17 protein-coding genes are annotated in these 20,005 nt (G+C 35.6%); 6 read left to right on the top strand and 11 right to left on the bottom strand.

Annotation, left to right across the window (positions count from 1 at the left end; genetic code table 11):
- The first annotated feature begins 116 nt into the window (after window positions 1-116).
- On the top strand, window positions 117-2,753 hold the full coding sequence (gene adhE, locus WMO14_RS07775; RefSeq protein WP_349153608.1) for a bifunctional acetaldehyde-CoA/alcohol dehydrogenase: 2,637 nt from the start codon (window positions 117-119) through the stop codon (window positions 2,751-2,753).
- Window positions 2,754-2,992: 239 nt separating this feature from the next.
- On the top strand, window positions 2,993-3,748 hold the full coding sequence (locus tag WMO14_RS07780) for a phosphotransferase family protein (protein ID WP_055175601.1): 756 nt from the start codon (window positions 2,993-2,995) through the stop codon (window positions 3,746-3,748).
- 135 nt (window positions 3,749-3,883) lie between these two features.
- On the opposite strand, the gene WMO14_RS07785 is transcribed toward WMO14_RS07780, so the two are convergent.
- A complete protein-coding gene (locus WMO14_RS07785) occupies window positions 3,884-4,219 on the bottom strand; it encodes a type II toxin-antitoxin system PemK/MazF family toxin (RefSeq protein WP_022502932.1) in 336 nt (111 codons plus the stop codon).
- Window positions 4,216-4,533: a type II toxin-antitoxin system RelB/DinJ family antitoxin gene (locus WMO14_RS07790; protein ID WP_022502933.1), complete on the bottom strand. Its 318-nt coding sequence runs from the start codon at window positions 4,531-4,533 to the stop codon at window positions 4,216-4,218. Before WMO14_RS07790 ends, WMO14_RS07785 begins: the two co-directional genes overlap by 4 nt.
- Before the next feature lie 264 nt (window positions 4,534-4,797).
- Here WMO14_RS07790 and WMO14_RS07795 point away from each other — a divergent pair, with 264 nt between their 5' ends.
- The gene (locus WMO14_RS07795; protein ID WP_022502934.1) at window positions 4,798-5,349 is read left to right on the top strand and encodes a prolyl-tRNA synthetase associated domain-containing protein; all 552 of its coding nucleotides are present in this window, start codon (window positions 4,798-4,800) and stop codon (window positions 5,347-5,349) included.
- A 206-nt stretch (window positions 5,350-5,555) separates the two neighbouring features.
- On the opposite strand, the gene WMO14_RS07800 is transcribed toward WMO14_RS07795, so the two are convergent.
- The 8 genes from WMO14_RS07800 to WMO14_RS07835 form a co-directional block, all read right to left on the bottom strand.
- Window positions 5,556-6,221: an ABC transporter ATP-binding protein gene (locus WMO14_RS07800; protein WP_022502935.1), complete on the bottom strand. Its 666-nt coding sequence runs from the start codon at window positions 6,219-6,221 to the stop codon at window positions 5,556-5,558.
- Window positions 6,222-6,331: 110 nt separating this feature from the next.
- On the bottom strand, window positions 6,332-9,247 hold the full coding sequence (locus WMO14_RS07805) for an ABC transporter permease (protein ID WP_055175605.1): 2,916 nt from the start codon (window positions 9,245-9,247) through the stop codon (window positions 6,332-6,334).
- 108 nt (window positions 9,248-9,355) lie between these two features.
- Entirely contained in the window at window positions 9,356-10,579 is a 1,224-nt protein-coding gene (locus tag WMO14_RS07810; RefSeq protein ID WP_349153609.1) for a sensor histidine kinase, read from the bottom strand.
- Entirely contained in the window at window positions 10,564-11,274 is a 711-nt protein-coding gene (locus WMO14_RS07815; protein WP_055306408.1) for a response regulator transcription factor, read from the bottom strand. Before WMO14_RS07815 ends, WMO14_RS07810 begins: the two co-directional genes overlap by 16 nt.
- A 6-nt stretch (window positions 11,275-11,280) precedes the next feature.
- A complete protein-coding gene (locus WMO14_RS07820) occupies window positions 11,281-12,282 on the bottom strand; it encodes an aromatic acid exporter family protein (RefSeq protein WP_349153610.1) in 1,002 nt (333 codons plus the stop codon).
- Between the two features lie 472 nt (window positions 12,283-12,754).
- Entirely contained in the window at window positions 12,755-13,381 is a 627-nt protein-coding gene (gene ttdB / locus WMO14_RS07825; RefSeq protein ID WP_022502939.1) for a L(+)-tartrate dehydratase subunit beta, read from the bottom strand.
- On the bottom strand, window positions 13,381-14,280 hold the full coding sequence (gene ttdA, locus WMO14_RS07830; RefSeq protein WP_022502940.1) for a L(+)-tartrate dehydratase subunit alpha: 900 nt from the start codon (window positions 14,278-14,280) through the stop codon (window positions 13,381-13,383). The genes ttdB and ttdA overlap by 1 nt, the downstream gene beginning before the upstream one ends.
- Window positions 14,281-14,473: 193 nt before the next feature.
- A complete protein-coding gene (locus WMO14_RS07835; RefSeq protein WP_022502941.1) occupies window positions 14,474-15,739 on the bottom strand; it encodes an SLC13 family permease in 1,266 nt (421 codons plus the stop codon).
- A 309-nt stretch (window positions 15,740-16,048) separates the two neighbouring features.
- Between WMO14_RS07835 and WMO14_RS07840 the strand changes: the two genes are divergently transcribed.
- The 3 genes from WMO14_RS07840 to WMO14_RS07850 all read left to right on the top strand — a co-directional run bounded on the left by WMO14_RS07840 (window position 16,049) and on the right by WMO14_RS07850 (window position 18,640).
- Window positions 16,049-16,924 carry a LysR family transcriptional regulator gene (locus WMO14_RS07840; RefSeq protein ID WP_055175613.1) on the top strand — a complete coding sequence of 292 codons (876 nt, stop codon included), beginning with the start codon at window positions 16,049-16,051 and terminating at the stop codon, window positions 16,922-16,924.
- A 106-nt stretch (window positions 16,925-17,030) separates the two neighbouring features.
- Entirely contained in the window at window positions 17,031-18,125 is a 1,095-nt protein-coding gene (locus WMO14_RS07845; RefSeq protein WP_022502943.1) for a PTS sugar transporter subunit IIC, read from the top strand.
- 26 nt (window positions 18,126-18,151) lie between these two features.
- Window positions 18,152-18,640 carry a GNAT family protein gene (locus WMO14_RS07850; RefSeq protein WP_022502944.1) on the top strand — a complete coding sequence of 163 codons (489 nt, stop codon included), beginning with the start codon at window positions 18,152-18,154 and terminating at the stop codon, window positions 18,638-18,640.
- A gap of 157 nt (window positions 18,641-18,797) precedes the next feature.
- Here WMO14_RS07850 and WMO14_RS07855 read toward each other — a convergent pair whose 3' ends face one another.
- On the bottom strand, window positions 18,798-19,964 hold the full coding sequence (locus WMO14_RS07855) for an iron-containing alcohol dehydrogenase (protein WP_349153611.1): 1,167 nt from the start codon (window positions 19,962-19,964) through the stop codon (window positions 18,798-18,800).
- Window positions 19,965-20,005 lie beyond the last annotated feature (41 nt).

Consider the following 20,005-nt stretch of genomic DNA (forward strand, 5'->3'; position numbering starts at 1 on the left):
CATAATGATTGTTAATTAATTATCAATCTTATTTTTATTAAGATAGTTACTTCGTGTAACACTATACATCACTAACAAAGTATATGTATGATTATCTAAGAAAAGGGGAACTAATTATGAGCAAAGAAAAATCTTTAGTAGTTGACAACATCCAGTCTCTTGAAGAGCTTATAAGCTCTGTAAAAGAGGCACAGCGTATCTTCTCAGCATATTCGCAGGAACAGGTTGATAAGATATTTACCGCTGCTGCCCTTGCTGCTAATAAGGCAAGAATACCTCTTGCCAAGATGGCTGTCAAAGAAACTGGTATGGGAATTGTTGAAGACAAGGTAATCAAAAATCACTATGCCGCTGAATACATTTACAACGCATACCGTGATACCAGAACCTGCGGTGTTATCGAGGAAGATAAAGCCTATGGCATTAAGAAGATCGCAGAGCCTATCGGTGTTGTTGCCGCTGTTATTCCTACAACTAATCCAACTTCTACTGCTATATTCAAGACTCTTATTTCATTAAAGACACGTAATGGCATTATCATAAGTCCACATCCCCGAGCTAAGGAAAGCACAATAGCTGCTGCTAAGGTTGTACTTGAGGCTGCTGTTGCTGCCGGTGCTCCTGAGGGTATAATCGGCTGGGTTGATGTTCCAAGCCTTGAACTTACCAACACTCTTATGAAAGAAGCCGACATTATACTTGCAACTGGTGGTCCTGGCATGGTTAAGGCAGCTTATTCATCTGGAAAGCCTGCACTTGGCGTAGGTGCTGGTAACACTCCAGCTATTATTGACAGCACTGCCGATGTTATACTTGCAGTCAATTCTATTATCCATTCTAAGACATTTGATAATGGTATGATATGTGCTTCTGAGCAGTCTGTAATCGTTGACTCATCTGTATACAAGCAGGTTAAAGAAGAATTCACTAAACGCGGCTGTCACTTCCTTAATAAGACCGAGCTTGATAAAGTAAGAAAGACTATCATTATCAATGGCTCGTTAAATGCCAAGATAGTTGGCCAGAGTGCTTATAATATCGGAAAGCTTTCCGGCATAGAAGTACCTGAAACCACCAAAATTCTCATTGGCGAAGTTACTTCTGTTGACCTTTCAGAAGAATTCGCACACGAGAAGTTATCTCCTGTTCTTGCTATGTATAAGGCAAAGGATTTTGATGATGCCATAAGTAAAGCTGAGCGTCTAATAGCTGATGGCGGATTTGGTCATACTTCTTCTATATATATTAATTCTGCAACTGAAAACTACAAGCTTGCTAAGTTCGAGGAAGCTATGAAGACCTGCCGTATTCTTATTAATACACCTTCTTCACAAGGCGGTATCGGTGACCTTTATAACTTTAAGTTAGCACCTTCTCTTACACTTGGCTGTGGTTCGTGGGGCGGTAACTCTGTATCTGAAAATGTAGGCGTAAAGCACCTTATTAATATTAAGACTGTTGCTGAGAGGAGAGAAAATATGCTGTGGTTCAGAGCACCTGAAAAGGTATACTTTAAGAAAGGCTGCCTTCCTGTTGCACTTAACGAGGTAAAGACTGTATTAGGCAAGAAGAAAGCATTTATTGTTACAGACCAGTTCTTATATAAGAATGGCTACACTAAGTGCGTTACCGACAAGCTTGATGAACTTGGCATAACACACACAACCTTCTTCAATGTTGCACCAGACCCTACATTAGAATGTGCTATTGAAGGAACTAAGGCTATCAACAGCTTTGAGCCTGACTGTATCATTGCTATCGGTGGTGGTTCTGCTATGGATGCTGCCAAGATTATGTGGGTTATGTACGAACATCCTGAAGTTGACTTTATGGATATGGCTATGAGATTTATGGATATAAGAAAACGTATCTACACATTCCCTAAGATGGGCGAAAAAGCCTACTTTATAGCTATTCCTACTTCTTCTGGTACTGGTTCAGAGGTTACACCTTTCGCAGTTATCACTGATGAAAAGACTGGCATAAAGTATCCTCTTGCTGACTATGAACTACTTCCTAAGATGGCTATTATTGATGCTGATATGTGTATGGACCAGCCTAAGGGACTTACAGCCGCTTCTGGTATAGATGCATTAACACATGCTCTTGAAGCATATGCTTCTATTATGGCTACAGATTATACTGATGGTCTTGCACTTAAGGCTATGAAGAATATATTTGAATATCTTCCAGCGGCATATGAGAATGGACCTCACGATGCCAAGGCAAGAGAACAGATGGCTACCGCTTCTACTATGGCTGGTATGGCATTTGCCAACGCATTCCTTGGTGTATGCCACTCTATGGCTCACAAGCTTGGTGCTTACCACCATATACCTCACGGCATTGCTAACGCACTTCTTATTACAGATGTAATGCGCTTTAATGCCGCAGAAGTTCCAGCTAAGATGGGAACATTCTCACAGTATGCTTATCCTCACTGCAAGGAAAGATATGTTGAATGTGCTAACTTCCTTGGTATTGCCGGCAAGAACGATGATGAGAAGTTTGAGAACTTCTTAAAGGCTATTGAGGAGCTTAAGGATAAGGTTGGAATTAAGAAGACTATCAAAGACTACGGAGTTGATGAAAAAGACTTCCTTGCTACACTTGATGAGATGGTTGAAAATGCATTTGATGACCAGTGCACAGGTGCTAACCCAAGATATCCTCTTATGAGTGAGATAAAGGCTATGTATCTTAAGGCTTACTATGGAAAAGAGGTTAATCCAGAGGATATAAAGACTAAGTAATATAAATAATCAATATAAATTATATATATATTATTATGATAATATATTGTCAATGTCAGATAACATTATTCTCACTGACAGACACAACGGGCTTGTTATATGTACAATACCACTTGTCCCGTTATATAAAGATATGAATGGATATGTGGCAATCTTTATAAAGATTGCCCTCTCGCAGAATTGACATCTGCGTATGAACTTGAATGCCTACATAGTAATGGGCAGGAATGGAGGTTATTATGAAAAAATGTATATATAAAGGAACTCTAAAATCTGTATACGTTGATAAGGATAAGGCTGAGAAAGTATTTGCACTATCTTACAGCAAATCCGATGTATTATATGAAGCACTTAACACTGCAAGAGTTGAAGATACAGGACTTGATATACCACGACTTCTTAATGTATCTGTAGTAGATGGCAAATGGACTATCACAAGCGAATATGCCAAAGGAGAAACTTTAAAAGAGCTGTTAGCTAAACACCCTGAAAATGCAGATGCTTACATAGAGGCTATGGTTGACTACCAGATAGCTATTAATAAGCACAGCAACCCTCTTTTAGTCGATATGAAAAGTAAGCTTGAGCGACAGATTAATGAGCTTAATATTCCTGCTGACACGAAATATGAGCTGGACTCAAGACTTTCAGAGCTTCCTTATCATACTAAATTATGCCACGGTGATTATTGTCCAGAAAATATTATAGTACAGACTGATGACAACAACCAGATAATTGCAATTACTGCTGTTGACTGGGTACACGCTACTAAAGGTAATGCTTCTGCCGATGCGGCTAATACTTACCTTACACTTAAACTGAACGATGAAGCACTTGCCGATAAGTACATATCAATGTTCTGTGAGAAGACTTCTACTGATAAGCGTTACGTTGATAAGTGGATGCCTATCGTAGCCGCCGCTAGACTTACTAAGAAAAAGCCAGAAGAAAAGGAAATGCTTGAGGCTATGATTGACATATGTGATTTCCAGTAATCAGATATTAACTTACGATACATCTGTTAATCAAATGTATTAATATTCTTCATTGTTCAACTTTATAAAACCAGCCATATGATACCCCTGCGTCCTTTATGGGAAATGACATCATATGGCTGGTTTTATTATATTTTATATAATATTATTATCTTCAAGAAATTTGCTATACATAGCTTCTATTCTATCCATATCATCATTGTGAAGATTTCCTATTTTAAATATAAAGCTGTCTTTATTAAGCACTGTAACCTTTGATACTCTAGCCGTTGAAGCTAATCTCAGCCCTGCTTCACTCCAATATATAATTGGAATATCATAAGGGTCTTCCTTTCTTACTTTATGTTTAGTTATCTTCACTGATAATACCCCTAATACATTTTCATCAAGTACAATAACTGGTCTATTTATTATTCTACTCGCATCTTCCTCCAACGGAAATTCTACAAACCATACTTCTCCTTTTCTCATTCTGCCTCTCTTTCTTTTTTCATTTGCTCAAACATATCATCCCATTCAGTTTCTTCTACCCATTCATCATCTGATGCTATTACAGCTTTACCATCAGCATTATAATTAGTATTTGCCATTGCCATTTGATATGCTTTATCGCTATATCTCCCAACATTCATATCCGGGTGAAATGGTAAAGCCTGCTCTCTTACTGCCTGTTTAGCCGCCATAGTAAAAAATGTTGTCATATCCATTCCAAGATTTGATACTAACTCCTGCAACTGACTTTTTAAATTCTCGTCTATTCTCATAGTCACATTAGTATTAGCCATAATTACCATCCCTTTCAAATTATAAATTTACTCTAATATTAGAATATGCCTTTCCTGTTGTTTTGTCAATACATTGTTATAACAATGTATTATTTTTAACCTTATCTACATCAAACACCATACTCTATATTATATTGCAGACAACTAATACCTCACTATATAACTTGCATTCCCCACAATAAATCAATATACTAAAATAAATTATTATATACATTATAATCAATTATATACACTATAATCATAAGAAAGGACTACAAGAACACTATGGAACTAATAAAAGGCAGACCAGCCAATGAAGCTGACAGACTTGATAAAGAAATCAGAGTATATGATTTACTTGACCAGTTAGGAATGGAATATTACAGAACCGACCACGAACCAGCAACAACAATGGAAGTATGCAACGATATTGATAAAATTCTTGGCACACTTATATGCAAGAACCTTTTCTTATGCAACCGACAGAAAACACAATTCTATCTTCTTATGATGCCGGGAGATAAAGTATTTAAGACTAAAGATTTAAGCCAGCAGATTAACTCTGCACGACTTTCATTCGCCGATGAGGAATATATGAAAGAATATCTTGATATAACACCGGGTTCAGTATCTATTATGGGGCTTATGAATGATACTGACAACCACGTCCAGTTACTTATTGACAAGGAAGTACTTGAAGAAGCTTCTCTTGGCTGTCACCCTTGTATCAATACTTCAAGCCTTAAGTTAAAGACAAGCGAAGTTATGGATAAGTTTCTCCCGGCTGTCCACCACGAAGCCATAATAGTTGAACTTCCACGATACGAAAATATTTAAGTATATTAATCTCTAACACTTAAAATAAAGTGCTTAGCGTTATCTATCATTCCCCCGAATAGATTAACACTAAGCACTTATTTTCATACCATTGTGAAATATACTTATAATATATAATCAATAGCAAATCATACAACAGCAATTCACAATCCTATATGAGCTATATCTTGAAATATACTGCCACAATTTATTATTGCTATGTAATATTACTGTATCTGTCCATCTGAAATAGTAATTATCCTGTCTGCGTAATCAGCCATCTGTCTGTCGTGTGTTACCATTATTATTGTCTGCTCGTATTTCTGACTTGCTTTTGATAACATCTTTGCAACTGTTTCTGCACTTCCCGCATCAAGATTTCCTGTAGGTTCATCAGCAAATATAACCGCCGGACTTGTAATAAGTGCTCTGGCAATTGCCACTCTCTGCTGTTCTCCACCTGACATTTCTGATGGATATTTATTCTTGCAATGGCTTATCTCTAATTCTGATAATATCTCATCAACCTTTGCATCATCTGGCTTTTTTCCATCAAGTAGAATTGGCATAACTATATTTTCATATGATGTAAATTCTGGAAACAGGCTGTAATCCTGATATATAAAGCCTATATTTCTTCTTCTGAAACCTGACAGCTTCTTGTCCTTCATATGTGTTATGTCCTCGCCTTTTATTAATATACTGCCTGTATCTGGTGTATCCATACTTCCAAGTATTCTTAATAATGTAGATTTTCCCGAACCACTCTTTCCTATAATAGCTGTAAATTCGCCTTTCCCGAATTCAAGGGAACACTGCTTTAATGCAGGAACATCTACACTTCCTGTATGATATGTCTTGGATATCTCTTTAGCCTGTAATATAGCCTCCATACTTATCCTCCATTTCTATATCTCTAATTGCATATATGTAATTCCATATATAATTATTTTTAATATTACCTAATCAAATATATATTTATAAGCTGCCTGTGCCTATATAACTATAATTTCCTTATATTACTTGAATATATCAGCACTTCCAATATAAGCATAAGCGGAAGTGTTACTATGCACCACAGTGATTCCCTAAGTGCTTCACACATACATATTCCAAGTAATTTCCCTCTTGTCATCCCCATTTTTCTAAAGAGAATGAACTTGCCGTGTCTGCTTTCTATCCTGTTTCTTATAATTATTGCCATTATAAGAAGCTGGATAATTATTACCGCCATTATAGTTATTCCATATTGCAGTATATTATTGACAAGCTGCGTTCTATATACATTCTTGCTGTCAACATTTGACTTATAAGTTATATTATTACTCTTAAGATAAAGTGCAACTTTGTTGTTAGTAGCAGAAAATGTTGATGACAGGTCGTAATCTATCTTTATCTGATTATACTGTAATTCAAAATCTATTCCGTCTGTCAGTCCTTCTCCCGTAATTCTTAGCATAAGATCTTTCTGGTTATCAACCGCCTGCTTAGCAAGTTGCGTACTTGCAAGTGCTGTATAATAACCATAATCTGGCATTATACCATTAAAATCTTCCTTAACTTCATCTGTAACTTTAATAACTGCTGCCACCTGAGGTGCTACACAGGCACCAAACATCGTTTCTACCTCTAAATCAGTCTGTGTGAAACTATATGTTGTACTTGCTGTATTAGGATTATCGTCATCTTTCAGTTCTACCTGTAAATCTATTTTTCCACTATTATTATATTTATTGAAAAATGGAATATCATATGGATATACTGCATTGCTTGATGTAATATACCCTCCTTTATTACACTGTCCAAATGGAACATTATAATAATTATAATATAATGTATCACCAGCTTTTAATGTATCATCATAATCACCCTCACAGTTATCCTGTATAAATACTATAACCTGTTTTCCACTTGCAAAGTCATCATAATTAATATTGGATTTATCAATATATTTGCTGGCTATATCATATATTTCCTTTGTTGGATTTACATATTCTGTTGCAAATAAATACCGGCTTCCATAAGTCGGATCTTTCATAGTTTTAGCTATAGATGAAGCCTTCTGTGCAGCTATAATCTTGTCAATTCCCATCTTATGATAGTCCTGGTTATCCCAGTACCATGTTCTTTCTGACTCAAATATAGAATAATCAATTGAAACTATACCCGGTATTTCATTTAAACCATCTATAACATCAGATGACACACCTTCTATAATGCTATTATTACCATCTTTAGCCAAAGGCGAATTCATTATTGCACAATTAGACTTTATAATTCTATCTGGTGAATTATATGGTATAGATGTAAATAATGCTGTCATACCATTATCTAATATCAACTGGCGTAATTCATCATACGGAATATTATATCTATTCCTGCTGTTGTATTCTTTATTGATAAGATCAACCTGTGTAAATTCGTCCATATTTAACGACTTAGCTGGATAGTTATCAAAATCTTTAAGGTAAGATATATATATCATATCAGTTCTATAATTAGATGATGGTATGTCCAGATATCCATATATATCAGGAAGTGAATTATTTTTCTTATATTTATCAAATGATGTAGCTATCTTCATAACGCTGAATACAAGTACAACACAGATAAACAGTGAAAATAATCTTACACCTATTATCATTCCTACACCATCACGCTTCATAAGCCTGCTTGTAATTACACGGCTTAGATTAGATACCTTAAGGTTGGATTTTCTGCCTGATGTATTCTTATTACGAACCTCAATATTAACTATCTGCTTTTTGCTTCTTGCCTTAAGACGCTTCTCTTTAACTGTATCCATAACATTAGATAACAGTCCTACTATCTCCTCAACTACAACTGCTATTACAACAGAAGCAATACTTTTTAACACAATAGAAACATTAATTGTATAAAATGAAAATCCTGCCTTGCCTTCAAGTATGCCTCCTGCAATTCCTCCAGCCAAAAATGCTGCAATTATTCCTATCAATGCTGCTGGAACTATTATCAAAGCATTTTCAATAATATACATTCTTCTAAGCTGTGAACTATCTGCACCTAAGGAAGCATATTTCTTATAAGATGACTTTCTTGTATTCTTATACTCAATAAGCTGGTAAGAAAGTGCTGTTATTCCTATTGCCATAACTATTAAATACATATAAAGGTATATGCTTGTTGAACCCCAAGGCTTATAATCATATACACCTGAATTATATGTATAACTTTTTGATGTCTTCTCCTTTATAGAGTCAAATACTGCTTTGTAGTCATCAGTTTTTATTGAAGGCTTTATAGGATATAAGAACACCGAACGTATATCATAATTAAATTGTGATAATTCACTGTTCACTACAACTGCTGATGGTATCTGCTTTCCATTATTCCATATATTAGTATAATTTCTGTATATACCAACAAGTGTATAAGTCTTTGTGTTTCTTTTCTCTTTGTTGCCTATGCTGTTATTGTCACAATATTTAAGATTAATGCTCTCACCAATCTCACCGTTATAACCGAGTGTCAGAAGGGTGTTCCAGTCCATTGCTATCTCACCACTATTTTCTGGCTGTCTTCCTTCATCAAGCTTTATATGTGACTGTGCAAGAAACTCTGATGAAAAGCTTCCTACATAAAAGCCTGTACTCTGCCAGTCATCGTTAAGAACATTAACGCTTCTTGACACCTTTACCGGCTGTTCAATATAAATGTGGTCTGTAAGATTACTATCTGGCTGCCTGCTTCCTATATCCATAATAAACCAGTCGCCAAATCTGTCTTTATTGGACTGCATCTGCCACTGATACATATTTTCCTGAAATATAAGAACTGCTGTTACAAAAAATACTGCAAATAATGTTGTAAGTGCAGCTCTTATAATCTGCCTGTATCTTCTTTTTACGCTTTTAAATGTTATTTTTAGAATATTCACGTCATTACTCTGATATTAATACCAGCCACTCCTTTCTTTTAGGTTATAACTAGAATACCCTATGAATCTTACAGCAATCTTACAATCGTTATTATATTGGTATAGTTATTATTTTGCTTTTCTTTTCATATTATATTTAGGTATAATTATCCTGAAGCTTACTCCCCTGCCGTCTTCATTATTATTGACACTTACGCTTCCGTGATGTGCCTCAATTATAAGCTTTGAAAGATTAAGGCCTATTCCTGTATGCAGGGAATTATAGCTTTTTCCACTCTCGAACCTGTTAAATATATTATCAAGCTTATCCTTAGCAATTCCATTTCCATCATCTTTTATTGTTATAATGCACTTATCAGCATTGCATACGGCATTTATATCCACATTTTCTGCTTCTTCACTGCAATTCTGTACTATATTAATAAATGCTTCCAACAGCCACTCCTCATCTGCATTAATAAAGTAATATTCATCATTACAATATGAAGTTATATTACAATTATTAACAACAGGCACTTCTGATATGACTTCATTAATAAATTCATTAACATTAATATCATCTTCTGTTAATACAATCTTCCCCGACTCCATTCGGCTTAATTTCAACAGCCTTGTGATAAAATCCCTTATCCTGTATGTCTGCCTGAAACATTCATTCAGATTATTAATAAGCTTTTCATTATTGGACAGACCTGTATCTGTAAACCCTTTTCCAGTCTCCGCTTCTGACTTTTCCCCTGACATATCGGAATTAATCTGTAACTGTGACATATTGGCGTTAAGCTGTTCCTCCATCATATCAAGCGACAGGCTTAACGCTGTAAGCGGTGTCTTTATCTGATGTGCTATATTTTCCGTAAAATCCTGTAACTGTCTGCTACGCTTCTCCATATATGTTCTGTACGCACCAAGTTCTTTTGATATATTCTCATTATCTTCCTTTAATTTATTCATATATGAGTACACATCATTATGTCCGATTTTTACAATATTATATATTGTAAAAGCAAGCAGTATAACCATAATTCCAATAATTACGGCAAATGGAATATATTCTCCGCCATATAAGAACATATACCACGCACCATTTCTTGTATAACCTGCCTCCTGCAATATAGCCGAATAATCTGCTGTGCCCGTGTGACCTTGTCTTCCATAAAATAATATGTACAGAAGCTGTTTGCCTGCTTCTTTATTGACACCATACAGGGTTGTTGCCATATATCTTACCCTATATTCATAATATATTGTGATAACTGATACTACTACCACAGTTGCAAGAAACATACCTATAGTATACACATATAATCTCTTTTTTATCGCTCTCTCCATCTGTATCCCACTCCCCTTATAGTATCTATATAATTCTTGTCCGAATTATCCATTTTCCCAAGCTTGGTCTTTAACCTGCTCACTGTTACTGTCAAAGTATTATCCTCAACAAATGTTCCCGTCCTGTCCCATAATTTCTGAAAAAATACTTCTCTTCTCACAATAAGGCCGCGGTTACATACAAGTATCTCTAATAATGCAAATTCTGTAGGTGATAACTGTATATCCTTCGCAGCTTTCTTTATTGTAAGATTATCAAAATTAATAACAAGCGAACCTAATGTATATATATTAGAATTGCTTTTATCCATATTGGAAATACTTTTATCAAGCATAGCCTGTCTTCTTAAATTGGCACTTATTCTTGATAAAAGCTCAGATACCCTGAAAGGCTTCGTTATATAATCATCACCGCCTATATCAAGCCCTTTTGTTATGCTGTCCTCATCATCGCACGAAGTTAAGAATATAACCGGTGTCACACAGCCTTCACTGCGAAGCTTTTCGCATACACTAAATCCATCTCCGTCTGGTAAATACACATCTAAAAGGTATAAGTCTGTATTCTCACTATCAATTTTATTAAAACTACTGATATCAGCACTTTCTATAACCTCATACCCTTTATCACGCAGAAGCTGTGATAACTGTCCTCTTATAACTTCATCATCTTCTAATATATTTATTACTGCCATTATTCTTTAACCTTTCCAGTAATGTTTTCTTTGTATCTTATCAAGATTATTTATAAAATGCTGTTTGTATAACAGAAAATCTTCTATATCCATTAACACATGATATAACAACGCACTACTTTCAAATTCTTCTCTTGTCACTGGCAGTTCTTCATTCTTTAAATGTGAAATCAAGCCTTTTAACCTGACAAGCTGTTCCTGTGGATTATTATATTCTGTTATGTTATCAGCCAGATACAATAAATACTCTGCAACTATTTTAGCATTTTTCGGCATAGTTCGCATCTTTTTCATTTCATAATGAAGATTATGTAATATCTGACACTGGTTCTTTCTTAATTCAAAGTATGATATATAATATTCCGGATGTGAATAAAATGTATTATTCTGGTACTCATATGCTTCTTTTATGCAATCCTGTATATCCTCTTCCAATGTTTTTATATTGTCCCATACATTTATCTCCATTTTTTTATTTGATAAATATGCTGAAAGTGTGCATATGAACATCTGCATTTTATTCTCAATTTTCCTCATATTAGCAACAATATGCTTTTTATGCCCATAATTGCCATTAAAAAGATTAAACACTATTGCAAAACCAACTCCAACAAGAACAATCCCCAGTTCGTTCCATACCGCCATATCATTAAAATTCTCATAAGTAACAAGATGTGCCGCTATAACACCATTAACAGATATTGTCGCTCTCCAGTTAAGTATCTCCGCCATAAATACAATTAAAGTAAGCAATATTCCATATGCAATCCACATACTGCTAATATTGGTAAATAAAATCCATCCTGCAAGTACTGTTATTAAAAATGAAGCTATCCTGCTTCCAGAAAGTCTTATTGTTTCCCACTTTGAATTCATAAGTGAAAGCAACGTTATAGTTCCAGCCGATACTGCGTAATTAAGTCCCAATTTCTGTGCCGTATAAAGTGAAAGACTGCTGCCTATTCCTATTTTAAGAGATAATAATATTATTTTCCTATATCTATTCATATAACATACCTCCATTCTTTTTTATTGTTCTTTTTCTATCCATCTTTTTTATGCATTTTTGTATACACTATTAATCTTAATCATTTTATATACATTATATAAAACAAAGGACTGTTACATCTTTTGACTTTGATGCAACAGCCCTCTGCCTTTAATATTAGGTTTAGGTTTAATGTAAGTATAAATATAGATTAATACTTTATCTTTTGTATTGTGTTTTTATAAATTATGGTTTATTGGCAATTACAAACCATAATTTACCGATGATTATACACCATTTATTACTGGTTAGAAGTTGTTTGCACCAGCATTATTATATTTTGAACAAACATATGTTATATAAATAATCACATTGCTATATAACCTATGCTCGTTCTATATATAAACATTGTGTATTGCACATTATACACAACGTATATATCCTTCATAATCAGTTTGATTATTTGTCAGATATCGCTGTTATTCAGCTGAATTATTTAATAAATCCAACCTGCTTAGAGATTTCCTCTATAGCTTTATCCTTTTTCTGGTTGAATATAACTTTGTTCTCCTCGAACATATTGTTGCCCTGTGTATCTATTGATACGATAAGTGGGCCAAATTCCTTAACCCGGCAGTTCCAGAGTGTTTCAGGCATTCCTAAGTCACGCCATTCTGCTCTTACAATTTCTTCTACTTCTGTAGCTGCCACAACTGCATTTCCTGCTGGAAATACACAATGAATAGCACCGAATTCTTTGCAGGCTCTCTCTGTGTTCTCTTTCATACCTCCTTTTCCAATAATAACTCTTACTCCTGTAAGCTTAACAAATTCGTACTCGAACTTCTCCATTCTCATACTTGTTGTTGGTCCTACAGATACCATCTCGAACTTGTCATTCTCTAATGGTCTGATAATTGGACCTGCGTGGAATATAGCATTATTTCTTACATCTACAGGAAGTTCTCTTCCTTCTTCCACCAATCTTCTGTGTGCAACATCACGGCAGGTTGTCATACTGCCATCAAGATATACGATGTCACCAACTTTAATATCCTTTAAATCCTCTGCTGATACAGGAGTAATAAGTACCTTTTTACCATTTCTCATCTCTACCATTATAAAGTCACCTCCGAATGTGTTGTAATTGTATAATTAAGGTCTTTATCAAAGATAATATGGCCTCTTCTATGGCTCCAGCAGCCAACATTAACGGCTACACCTATTGCTGATGGGTGTCGGGCTGTATTTTCAATATTAACACCCATAACAGAATATTTTCCGCCCATACCCTGAGGTCCTAAGCCTATAGAGTTAATTCCATCTTCAAGAAGTCTTTCCATTTTGGCAGCTCTCTCATTGTCATTATGTGAGCCAATTGGTCTCATAAGTGCTTTCTTTGAAAGTAATGCTGCTGTTTCTACAGAAGTTGCAACACCAACACCAACTAAAAGTGGAGGACATGCATTAAGTCCATAGCTTGTCATTACATCTAATACGAATTTAGTAACGCCCTCGTAACCTTCACCTGGCATAAGTACCATAGCCTTGCCTGGAAGTGTACAGCCGCCGCCAGCCATATATGTATAGATTTCGCACTGGTCACTGTTAGGAACAATATCCCAGAATACTGTAGGTGTTCCCTTACCAACATTCTTACCTGTATTATATTCATCAAATGTTTCTACACTATTATGTCTTAATGGTGCTTCAAATGTTGCCTGTACAACTGCTTCTTTAAGAAGCCCCTCAAGTTCATCTATAAGTGGGAATTTAGTTCCACATTTTACCCAGAACTGTAATACACCTGTATCCTGACAGCTTGGGCGGTTAAGCTCTACTGCTAACTTCTGATTCTCAAACATTGTATTGTAGATTGTCTTCGATAATGGACTATCTTCCTTATCTCTTAACTCCTCAAGCTTCGCAATTACATCATCTGGTAATTTCTTAGCTGTATAGGCAATAAACTTTGCCATATAATCTGTAAGCTGTTTTACCTGTGCTTCTTTTGACATATTAATTCCTCCTTCAAATTCCTGTAAAATATTTTGTTAGTTTAATTAGTCTGTTTTATCTTTTATGTTTTATTTATCAATCTTCTCTTGTTTTAAGCCTGATTATTATACTCAGCTTAATTTGCTTAACATCTGGATTAGCCTGCTTAATACCTGGCTTAATCTGTTTAATATCTGGCTTAGTCTGCTAAGCTTAAGGGAAGAATGGATACATAATTGGGAGTAATATCATACTTACTATTGTTGATACTACTATAAGTGGTATTCCTGCCTTGGCATAATCTTTAAATGTATAACCTCCTGCACCTATTACCATTGTGTTAGCTGGCATTCCAATAGGTGTTGCATATGCACAAGAGCCGCCGATTACACAAGCCATAAGCACTGCACTTGGGTCAGCACCTATTCCTGTGGCAATTGATAAACATATAGGAGCCATAAGTGCTGTTGTTGCTGTGTTACTCATAAAGTTAGTTAATACACAGCAGAGCATAAATACTACAAATGTTAAAAGGTATGGCGATGGATTATCTCCTAAAAGTCCTATTACCTTATTGGCTATCATCTCACCTGCACCTGATTTGGAAAGTGCAGATGCTAATGAAAGTGTTCCACCGAATAAGAATATTGTCTTTAAATCAATTGACTTTAATGCCTGCTTTTCTGATATTACACCAGTTACTATCAATGCTAAAGCTCCGATACATCCTGTTATGCAAAGCTTTATTCCAATCTTGTCCTCAAATATCATCCCCAGTAATGTAAGGATAAGTATTATAAGCGATAACCACTGCTTCCATTTTTGAACATCACTGAAATCTGTCTTATTACCATAACCTGAGTCCTCACTTGGCTTTGTATCTGGTAATAATTTGTATCCTACTAATGCGAAGAATATTATTCCAGCTATTAATATTGGAACGCCTACCTTGGCATAATCGAAAAATCCAAACGACTTGCCAATCTCCTGCATAGTTGACTGTGCGATAAGATTACCCGGTGCACCTATAAGTGAGAGATTACCTCCCATAGCAGCTGCAAATACAAGCGGCATTAAAAGTTTAGACCTTGAATAACCTGACTTTGCTGCTATTCCGATTACTACCGGAATAAGAACTGCTGCTGTTCCAGTGTTTGATAACACCCCGCTCATAACACCTACAATTACCATAATTGCAATTATGAGCTGTTTCTCTGACTTAGCAAAATGTGTTACAACTCCACCTATCTTATTAGCCATTCCTGTTTCAAATAATGCTCCACCTACTATAAACATTGCTACAAATAATATTACATTACTGTCTATAAATCCTGAAAAAGCTGTTTTCCAATCAAGAACCCCTGTGATAACCAGCCCCACGCAGACTATCATTGATGTTACTCCAAGTGGAAGTTTCTCCCATATGAACATTATGATTGCAAACAACAAAAATATTAACGTTATTGTTGCGTGACTCATCAAAATTCCTCCATTTACTATATATTTACTTAAGAAATATTATTACCGGCTTTTCTATTTCCTTTGCTTGATTTTATTATATAAAGACATTTTCTTGTTGTAAATTTACAAAAAGAAATACTTTCATAAGTAAAATTTATAACTTTTAACCAATTTTAGACAAAACCACCAAATATATGCTATAATATTTAACAAATTAATTATAATTTTATATATACTTAACAAATGTGTTCTGTATACACTATAAATAAATATTACCTTATATGAGCTATATGAGCTTATTAATACATTTAACAGGAGCAAAATTCTATGAAAATCGTACAGTTACAATATTTCTGTGCTGTTACAAGACTTCACAGCATAACAAAGGCAGCAGCTGAGCTTTATGTGACTCAGCCTGCCATATCAAGTGCAATCAAAGAATTAGAGAAAGAGTTTTCCATTAATCTGTTTAACAGGACCAAGAACCATTTAACCCTTACTAAAGAAGGGGAATTATTCTACCAGAAGGCAGTTGTGCTTTTAGAACAATATAATAATACTTTAGAACAGCTATACGACTTAGGACAGTGCAAAGCAACTGTAAAGATTGGAATACCACCGCTATTAAGCACAATATTCTTTCCGCAGTTAATAACAGATTTTAAAGAGTTATATCCAGATATATCATTTGAATTATTTGAGTATGGTTCTATAAGAGCTGCTAATATGGTTCAGGAGGGTAAACTTGACCTTGCCCTTGTTAATATGCACTTTTATGAGATAGACAAACTTAATTCCTTCACTGTTATGAATGACAAAATAGTATTCTGTGTGTCCAAAAGCCACCCGCTTGCCAAATGCCACGAGGTGACAATTGAGATGATTAAGAACGAACCTCTTATTATGTATAATACTGACTCCGTACAGAATGAAACACTTGATACCGCATTTAAGCGGGCTGGAGTGAATCCGAATGTCATTCTTCATGCAAGTCAGCTATATACAATAAGGAACTTTATATGTAATAATCTTGGTGGTGCATTTCTTTATTCATCACTGCAAAAAAATCTTTCTGGTACTACAGGAATTCCTATAAGTCCTGTTATTAACCAGAATATAGGCATAGTATGGAAGAAAGGCAGTTATACAACCGACAGTGCAGAAAAGTTTATAACTTATATCATTAATAAATATAGTAATTAAATACAATAGATTTATATGACATTAATTATATAGTTATTATTTTATATAATTAATCACTTATTAGTATTATTAAAAATACAAATATAAAATAACAAGGAGTTAATCAATGAAAGACAAATTAAAAGCATTTCTAAAGAAAAAAGACATTGAAGTATCTGTAAAAAGATACGGAATTGATGCACTTGGTGCTATGGCACAGGGTCTGTTCTGCTCTCTTCTTATCGGAACAATACTTAATACGCTCGGTACACAGCTTCATCTTGGCTTCCTTACAGACACTGTTGCTACTGTAAGCGGCGTTAGTTATACTGTCGGAGGACTTGCCTCTGCTATGAGTGGTCCTGCTATGGCTGTTGCAATCGGTTATGCACTCAAATGCCCACCTCTTGTACTGTTCTCGCTTATAACAGTTGGTTTTGCCTCCAATGCACTTGGCGGTGCCGGCGGACCTCTGGCTGTATATTTTGTAGCAATTATTGCCGCCGAGGCTGGCAAGATGATTTCAAAGGAAACCAAAGTAGATATACTTGTAACACCTCTAATAACTATAGGTGTTGGAACAGGCGTTGCCGCACTTATTGCACCTGCCCTTGGAAAAGCGGCAATGAAAATCGGCGAACTTATAATGCTTGCAACTAACTTACAGCCTTTCCTTATGGGTATTGCTGTATCAGTATTAGTCGGTATTGCACTTACACTTCCAATATCATCTGCTGCCATATGTGCCGCATTTGGACTTACTGGTCTTGCAGGCGGTGCTGCCGTGGCTGGATGTTGTGCACAGATGGTTGGCTTTGCTGTAATGTCATTTAAGGAAAACCGCTGGGGCGGACTTGTATCGCAGGGAATAGGAACTTCTATGTTACAGATGGGCAACATAATCAAGAATCCTAGAATATGGATAGCCCCTATTATAACATCAGCAATTACTGGACCTCTTGCAACCTGCATCTTCAAGCTTAATATGAATGGAACTGCCGTATCTTCCGGTATGGGAACTTGTGGTCTTGTCGGACAGATTGGTGTATATTCCGGCTGGGTAAATGATGTGGCAGCAGGGACTAAAGCCTCTATTACCGCTATGGACTGGGCTGGACTTATACTTATATCATTCGTACTTCCAGCAGTTATATGTCCACTTATTAATATGTTCTTAAAGAAATTAGGCTGGGTAAAAGATGGAGATATGAAACTTTCATAAAATAATACAGGAAATGAGGTTTAACTATGCTGACAACTATAAGAAAAGCTACGGTCAATGATAAAACACGCATTATGGAAATCTACGCTTACGCAAGACAATTTATGGCTGAACACGGCAATCCTAACCAGTGGAAGAATAACAATCCTTCTGAGGAAACAATCGACAACGATATTGCCAACCGGCAAATGTATGTAATTGAAGCAGACGGCGGCGTTCACGCAGTATTTTATTTCCATATTGGTGATGATTCTACATATCATATAATTGACAACGGACACTGGTTGTCTGATGAATCTTACGGCACAATCCACAGAATTGCTGGTGACGGAACTATTCACGGCGTACTTGAAATCGCTGTTAATTACTGCAAGGACCAGATACCTCACTTAAGAATAGATACTCACCACGACAATAAAATTATGCAGCACGTTATAGAGAAAAATGGCTTTAAAAAGTGTGGAATTATATATGTTAAAGACGGTTCTGAAAGAATCGCTTATGAATTAATATAATAATACAAGAAAACAATAAAAAATTTTAAAAATAAGAAAAATAAGAAATCCCCCACCTGTAAGCTTTTATACCGGTGGGGGATAACAAATTCTATCCAGTTATAGCTGTACTATATCCGTTTAGATTACATACTCAATATTATTTATTGTAATATCCTTATAATGCTTTCTTATAAATATCTGCTATCTGTTCCTGCGTGAATACAACTGGATTATTCGCAACACTTGCAGCAGATACCTTCATACAGTTCTCTGCCATCCAAGGAATATCCTTTTCTTCTATTCCTAAATCTGAAAGTGTACAATTAAGATTAATACTCTTAAGAAGCTCTCTTATCTTCAAGGCCAGATCCTTAGCTTCCTTACCGCCAAATAACTTTGCAATATCAGCAAATTTGCTTTCATTGCCAGTATAAGATGCTTCAATAATTGCCGGAGTAAGAGCCGCAAGACCTTTTCCGTGTACGATATCACGAAGTCCGCTTGCAGGGTGTTCCATTCCGTGTGCAAGAGTAACTCCTGCTGTATTAATAACCATTCCGCCTATTGTGCTGGCAAGTGTTATCTTCTCCCAGCCATCTTTACCTGCATTATCACTGTATACATTTACCAGATTACCAGCTATAAGCCCTATTGCATAAAGACTAAGTGCATCTGTAAATGGCTGTGCAATCCTTGAAGTATATGCTTCCATACAATGACACAGAGCATCAAAGCCTACAGAAGCAAGCACTGATTTAGGCATTGTCATCATACATTCAGGGTCTACAATTGATACTTTGGCAACAATTGCATTACATCTAAGTGACTTTTTATCACCATTATCAGGATTGGTAAGAACTGCAAATCCGTTGCCTTCTGAACCTGTACCGCATGTTGTTGGTATAAGTATTAATGGAAGTGCCTTATCACCTGACTTCTTTCCAAATATATAATCACTTACATCGCCGTCATTTACTGCAAGAAATGCTATTGCCTTAGCACAGTCCATTATGCTTCCGCCGCCTATTGCAACTACAACATCACAGCCTTTTTCTTTAGCGTAAGCTGCTCCTTCACCGGCTGTTGTTGTAAGTGGATTTTGAGATACCTTATCAAAAAGCTCTGTTTCAAGCCCTGCCTTCTTTAAGCTGTCATTAACCTTATCATAAAGCCCCGACTTCTTGGCACTGCTTTTTCCTGTTACAATAAGAGCTTTTTTGCCATAAGTCTTAGCAAGCTCGCCAGCCTTATTAACCTTTCCTGAACCAAATACAATATTAACTGGAAGGTAATAATTAAATTCTATAGCTTTACTGCTTTCCTGTGTAATTACATTTTCCATTATCATTCTCCATTCTTTCAAGTAATTACTATTAACAGCCA

Source organism: Lachnospira rogosae (ex Hitch et al. 2025), from assembly GCF_040096455.1.
GTDB lineage: Bacteria > Bacillota > Clostridia > Lachnospirales > Lachnospiraceae > Lachnospira > Lachnospira rogosae.

Bases quoted from the DNA above. Each gene is read 5' to 3' on its own strand.
- adhE (WP_349153608.1), top strand. From the start codon at position 117: ATGAGCAAAGAAAAATCTTTAGTAGTTGACAACATCCAGTCTCTTGAA.
- WMO14_RS07815 (WP_055306408.1), bottom strand. From the start codon at position 11,274: ATGGCAGTAATAAATATATTAGAAGATGATGAAGTTATAAGAGGACAG.
- WMO14_RS07845 (WP_022502943.1), top strand. From the start codon at position 17,031: ATGAAAGACAAATTAAAAGCATTTCTAAAGAAAAAAGACATTGAAGTA.
- WMO14_RS07780 (WP_055175601.1), top strand. From the start codon at position 2,993: ATGAAAAAATGTATATATAAAGGAACTCTAAAATCTGTATACGTTGAT.
- WMO14_RS07855 (WP_349153611.1), bottom strand. From the start codon at position 19,964: ATGGAAAATGTAATTACACAGGAAAGCAGTAAAGCTATAGAATTTAAT.
- WMO14_RS07795 (WP_022502934.1), top strand. From the start codon at position 4,798: ATGGAACTAATAAAAGGCAGACCAGCCAATGAAGCTGACAGACTTGAT.
- WMO14_RS07800 (WP_022502935.1), bottom strand. From the start codon at position 6,221: ATGGAGGCTATATTACAGGCTAAAGAGATATCCAAGACATATCATACA.
- WMO14_RS07835 (WP_022502941.1), bottom strand. From the start codon at position 15,739: ATGAGTCACGCAACAATAACGTTAATATTTTTGTTGTTTGCAATCATA.
- WMO14_RS07850 (WP_022502944.1), top strand. From the start codon at position 18,152: ATGCTGACAACTATAAGAAAAGCTACGGTCAATGATAAAACACGCATT.
- WMO14_RS07785 (WP_022502932.1), bottom strand. From the start codon at position 4,219: ATGAGAAAAGGAGAAGTATGGTTTGTAGAATTTCCGTTGGAGGAAGAT.
- WMO14_RS07810 (WP_349153609.1), bottom strand. From the start codon at position 10,579: ATGGAGAGAGCGATAAAAAAGAGATTATATGTGTATACTATAGGTATG.
- ttdA (WP_022502940.1), bottom strand. From the start codon at position 14,280: ATGTCAAAAGAAGCACAGGTAAAACAGCTTACAGATTATATGGCAAAG.
- WMO14_RS07790 (WP_022502933.1), bottom strand. From the start codon at position 4,533: ATGGCTAATACTAATGTGACTATGAGAATAGACGAGAATTTAAAAAGT.
- WMO14_RS07820 (WP_349153610.1), bottom strand. From the start codon at position 12,282: ATGAATAGATATAGGAAAATAATATTATTATCTCTTAAAATAGGAATA.
- ttdB (WP_022502939.1), bottom strand. From the start codon at position 13,381: ATGGTAGAGATGAGAAATGGTAAAAAGGTACTTATTACTCCTGTATCA.
- WMO14_RS07840 (WP_055175613.1), top strand. From the start codon at position 16,049: ATGAAAATCGTACAGTTACAATATTTCTGTGCTGTTACAAGACTTCAC.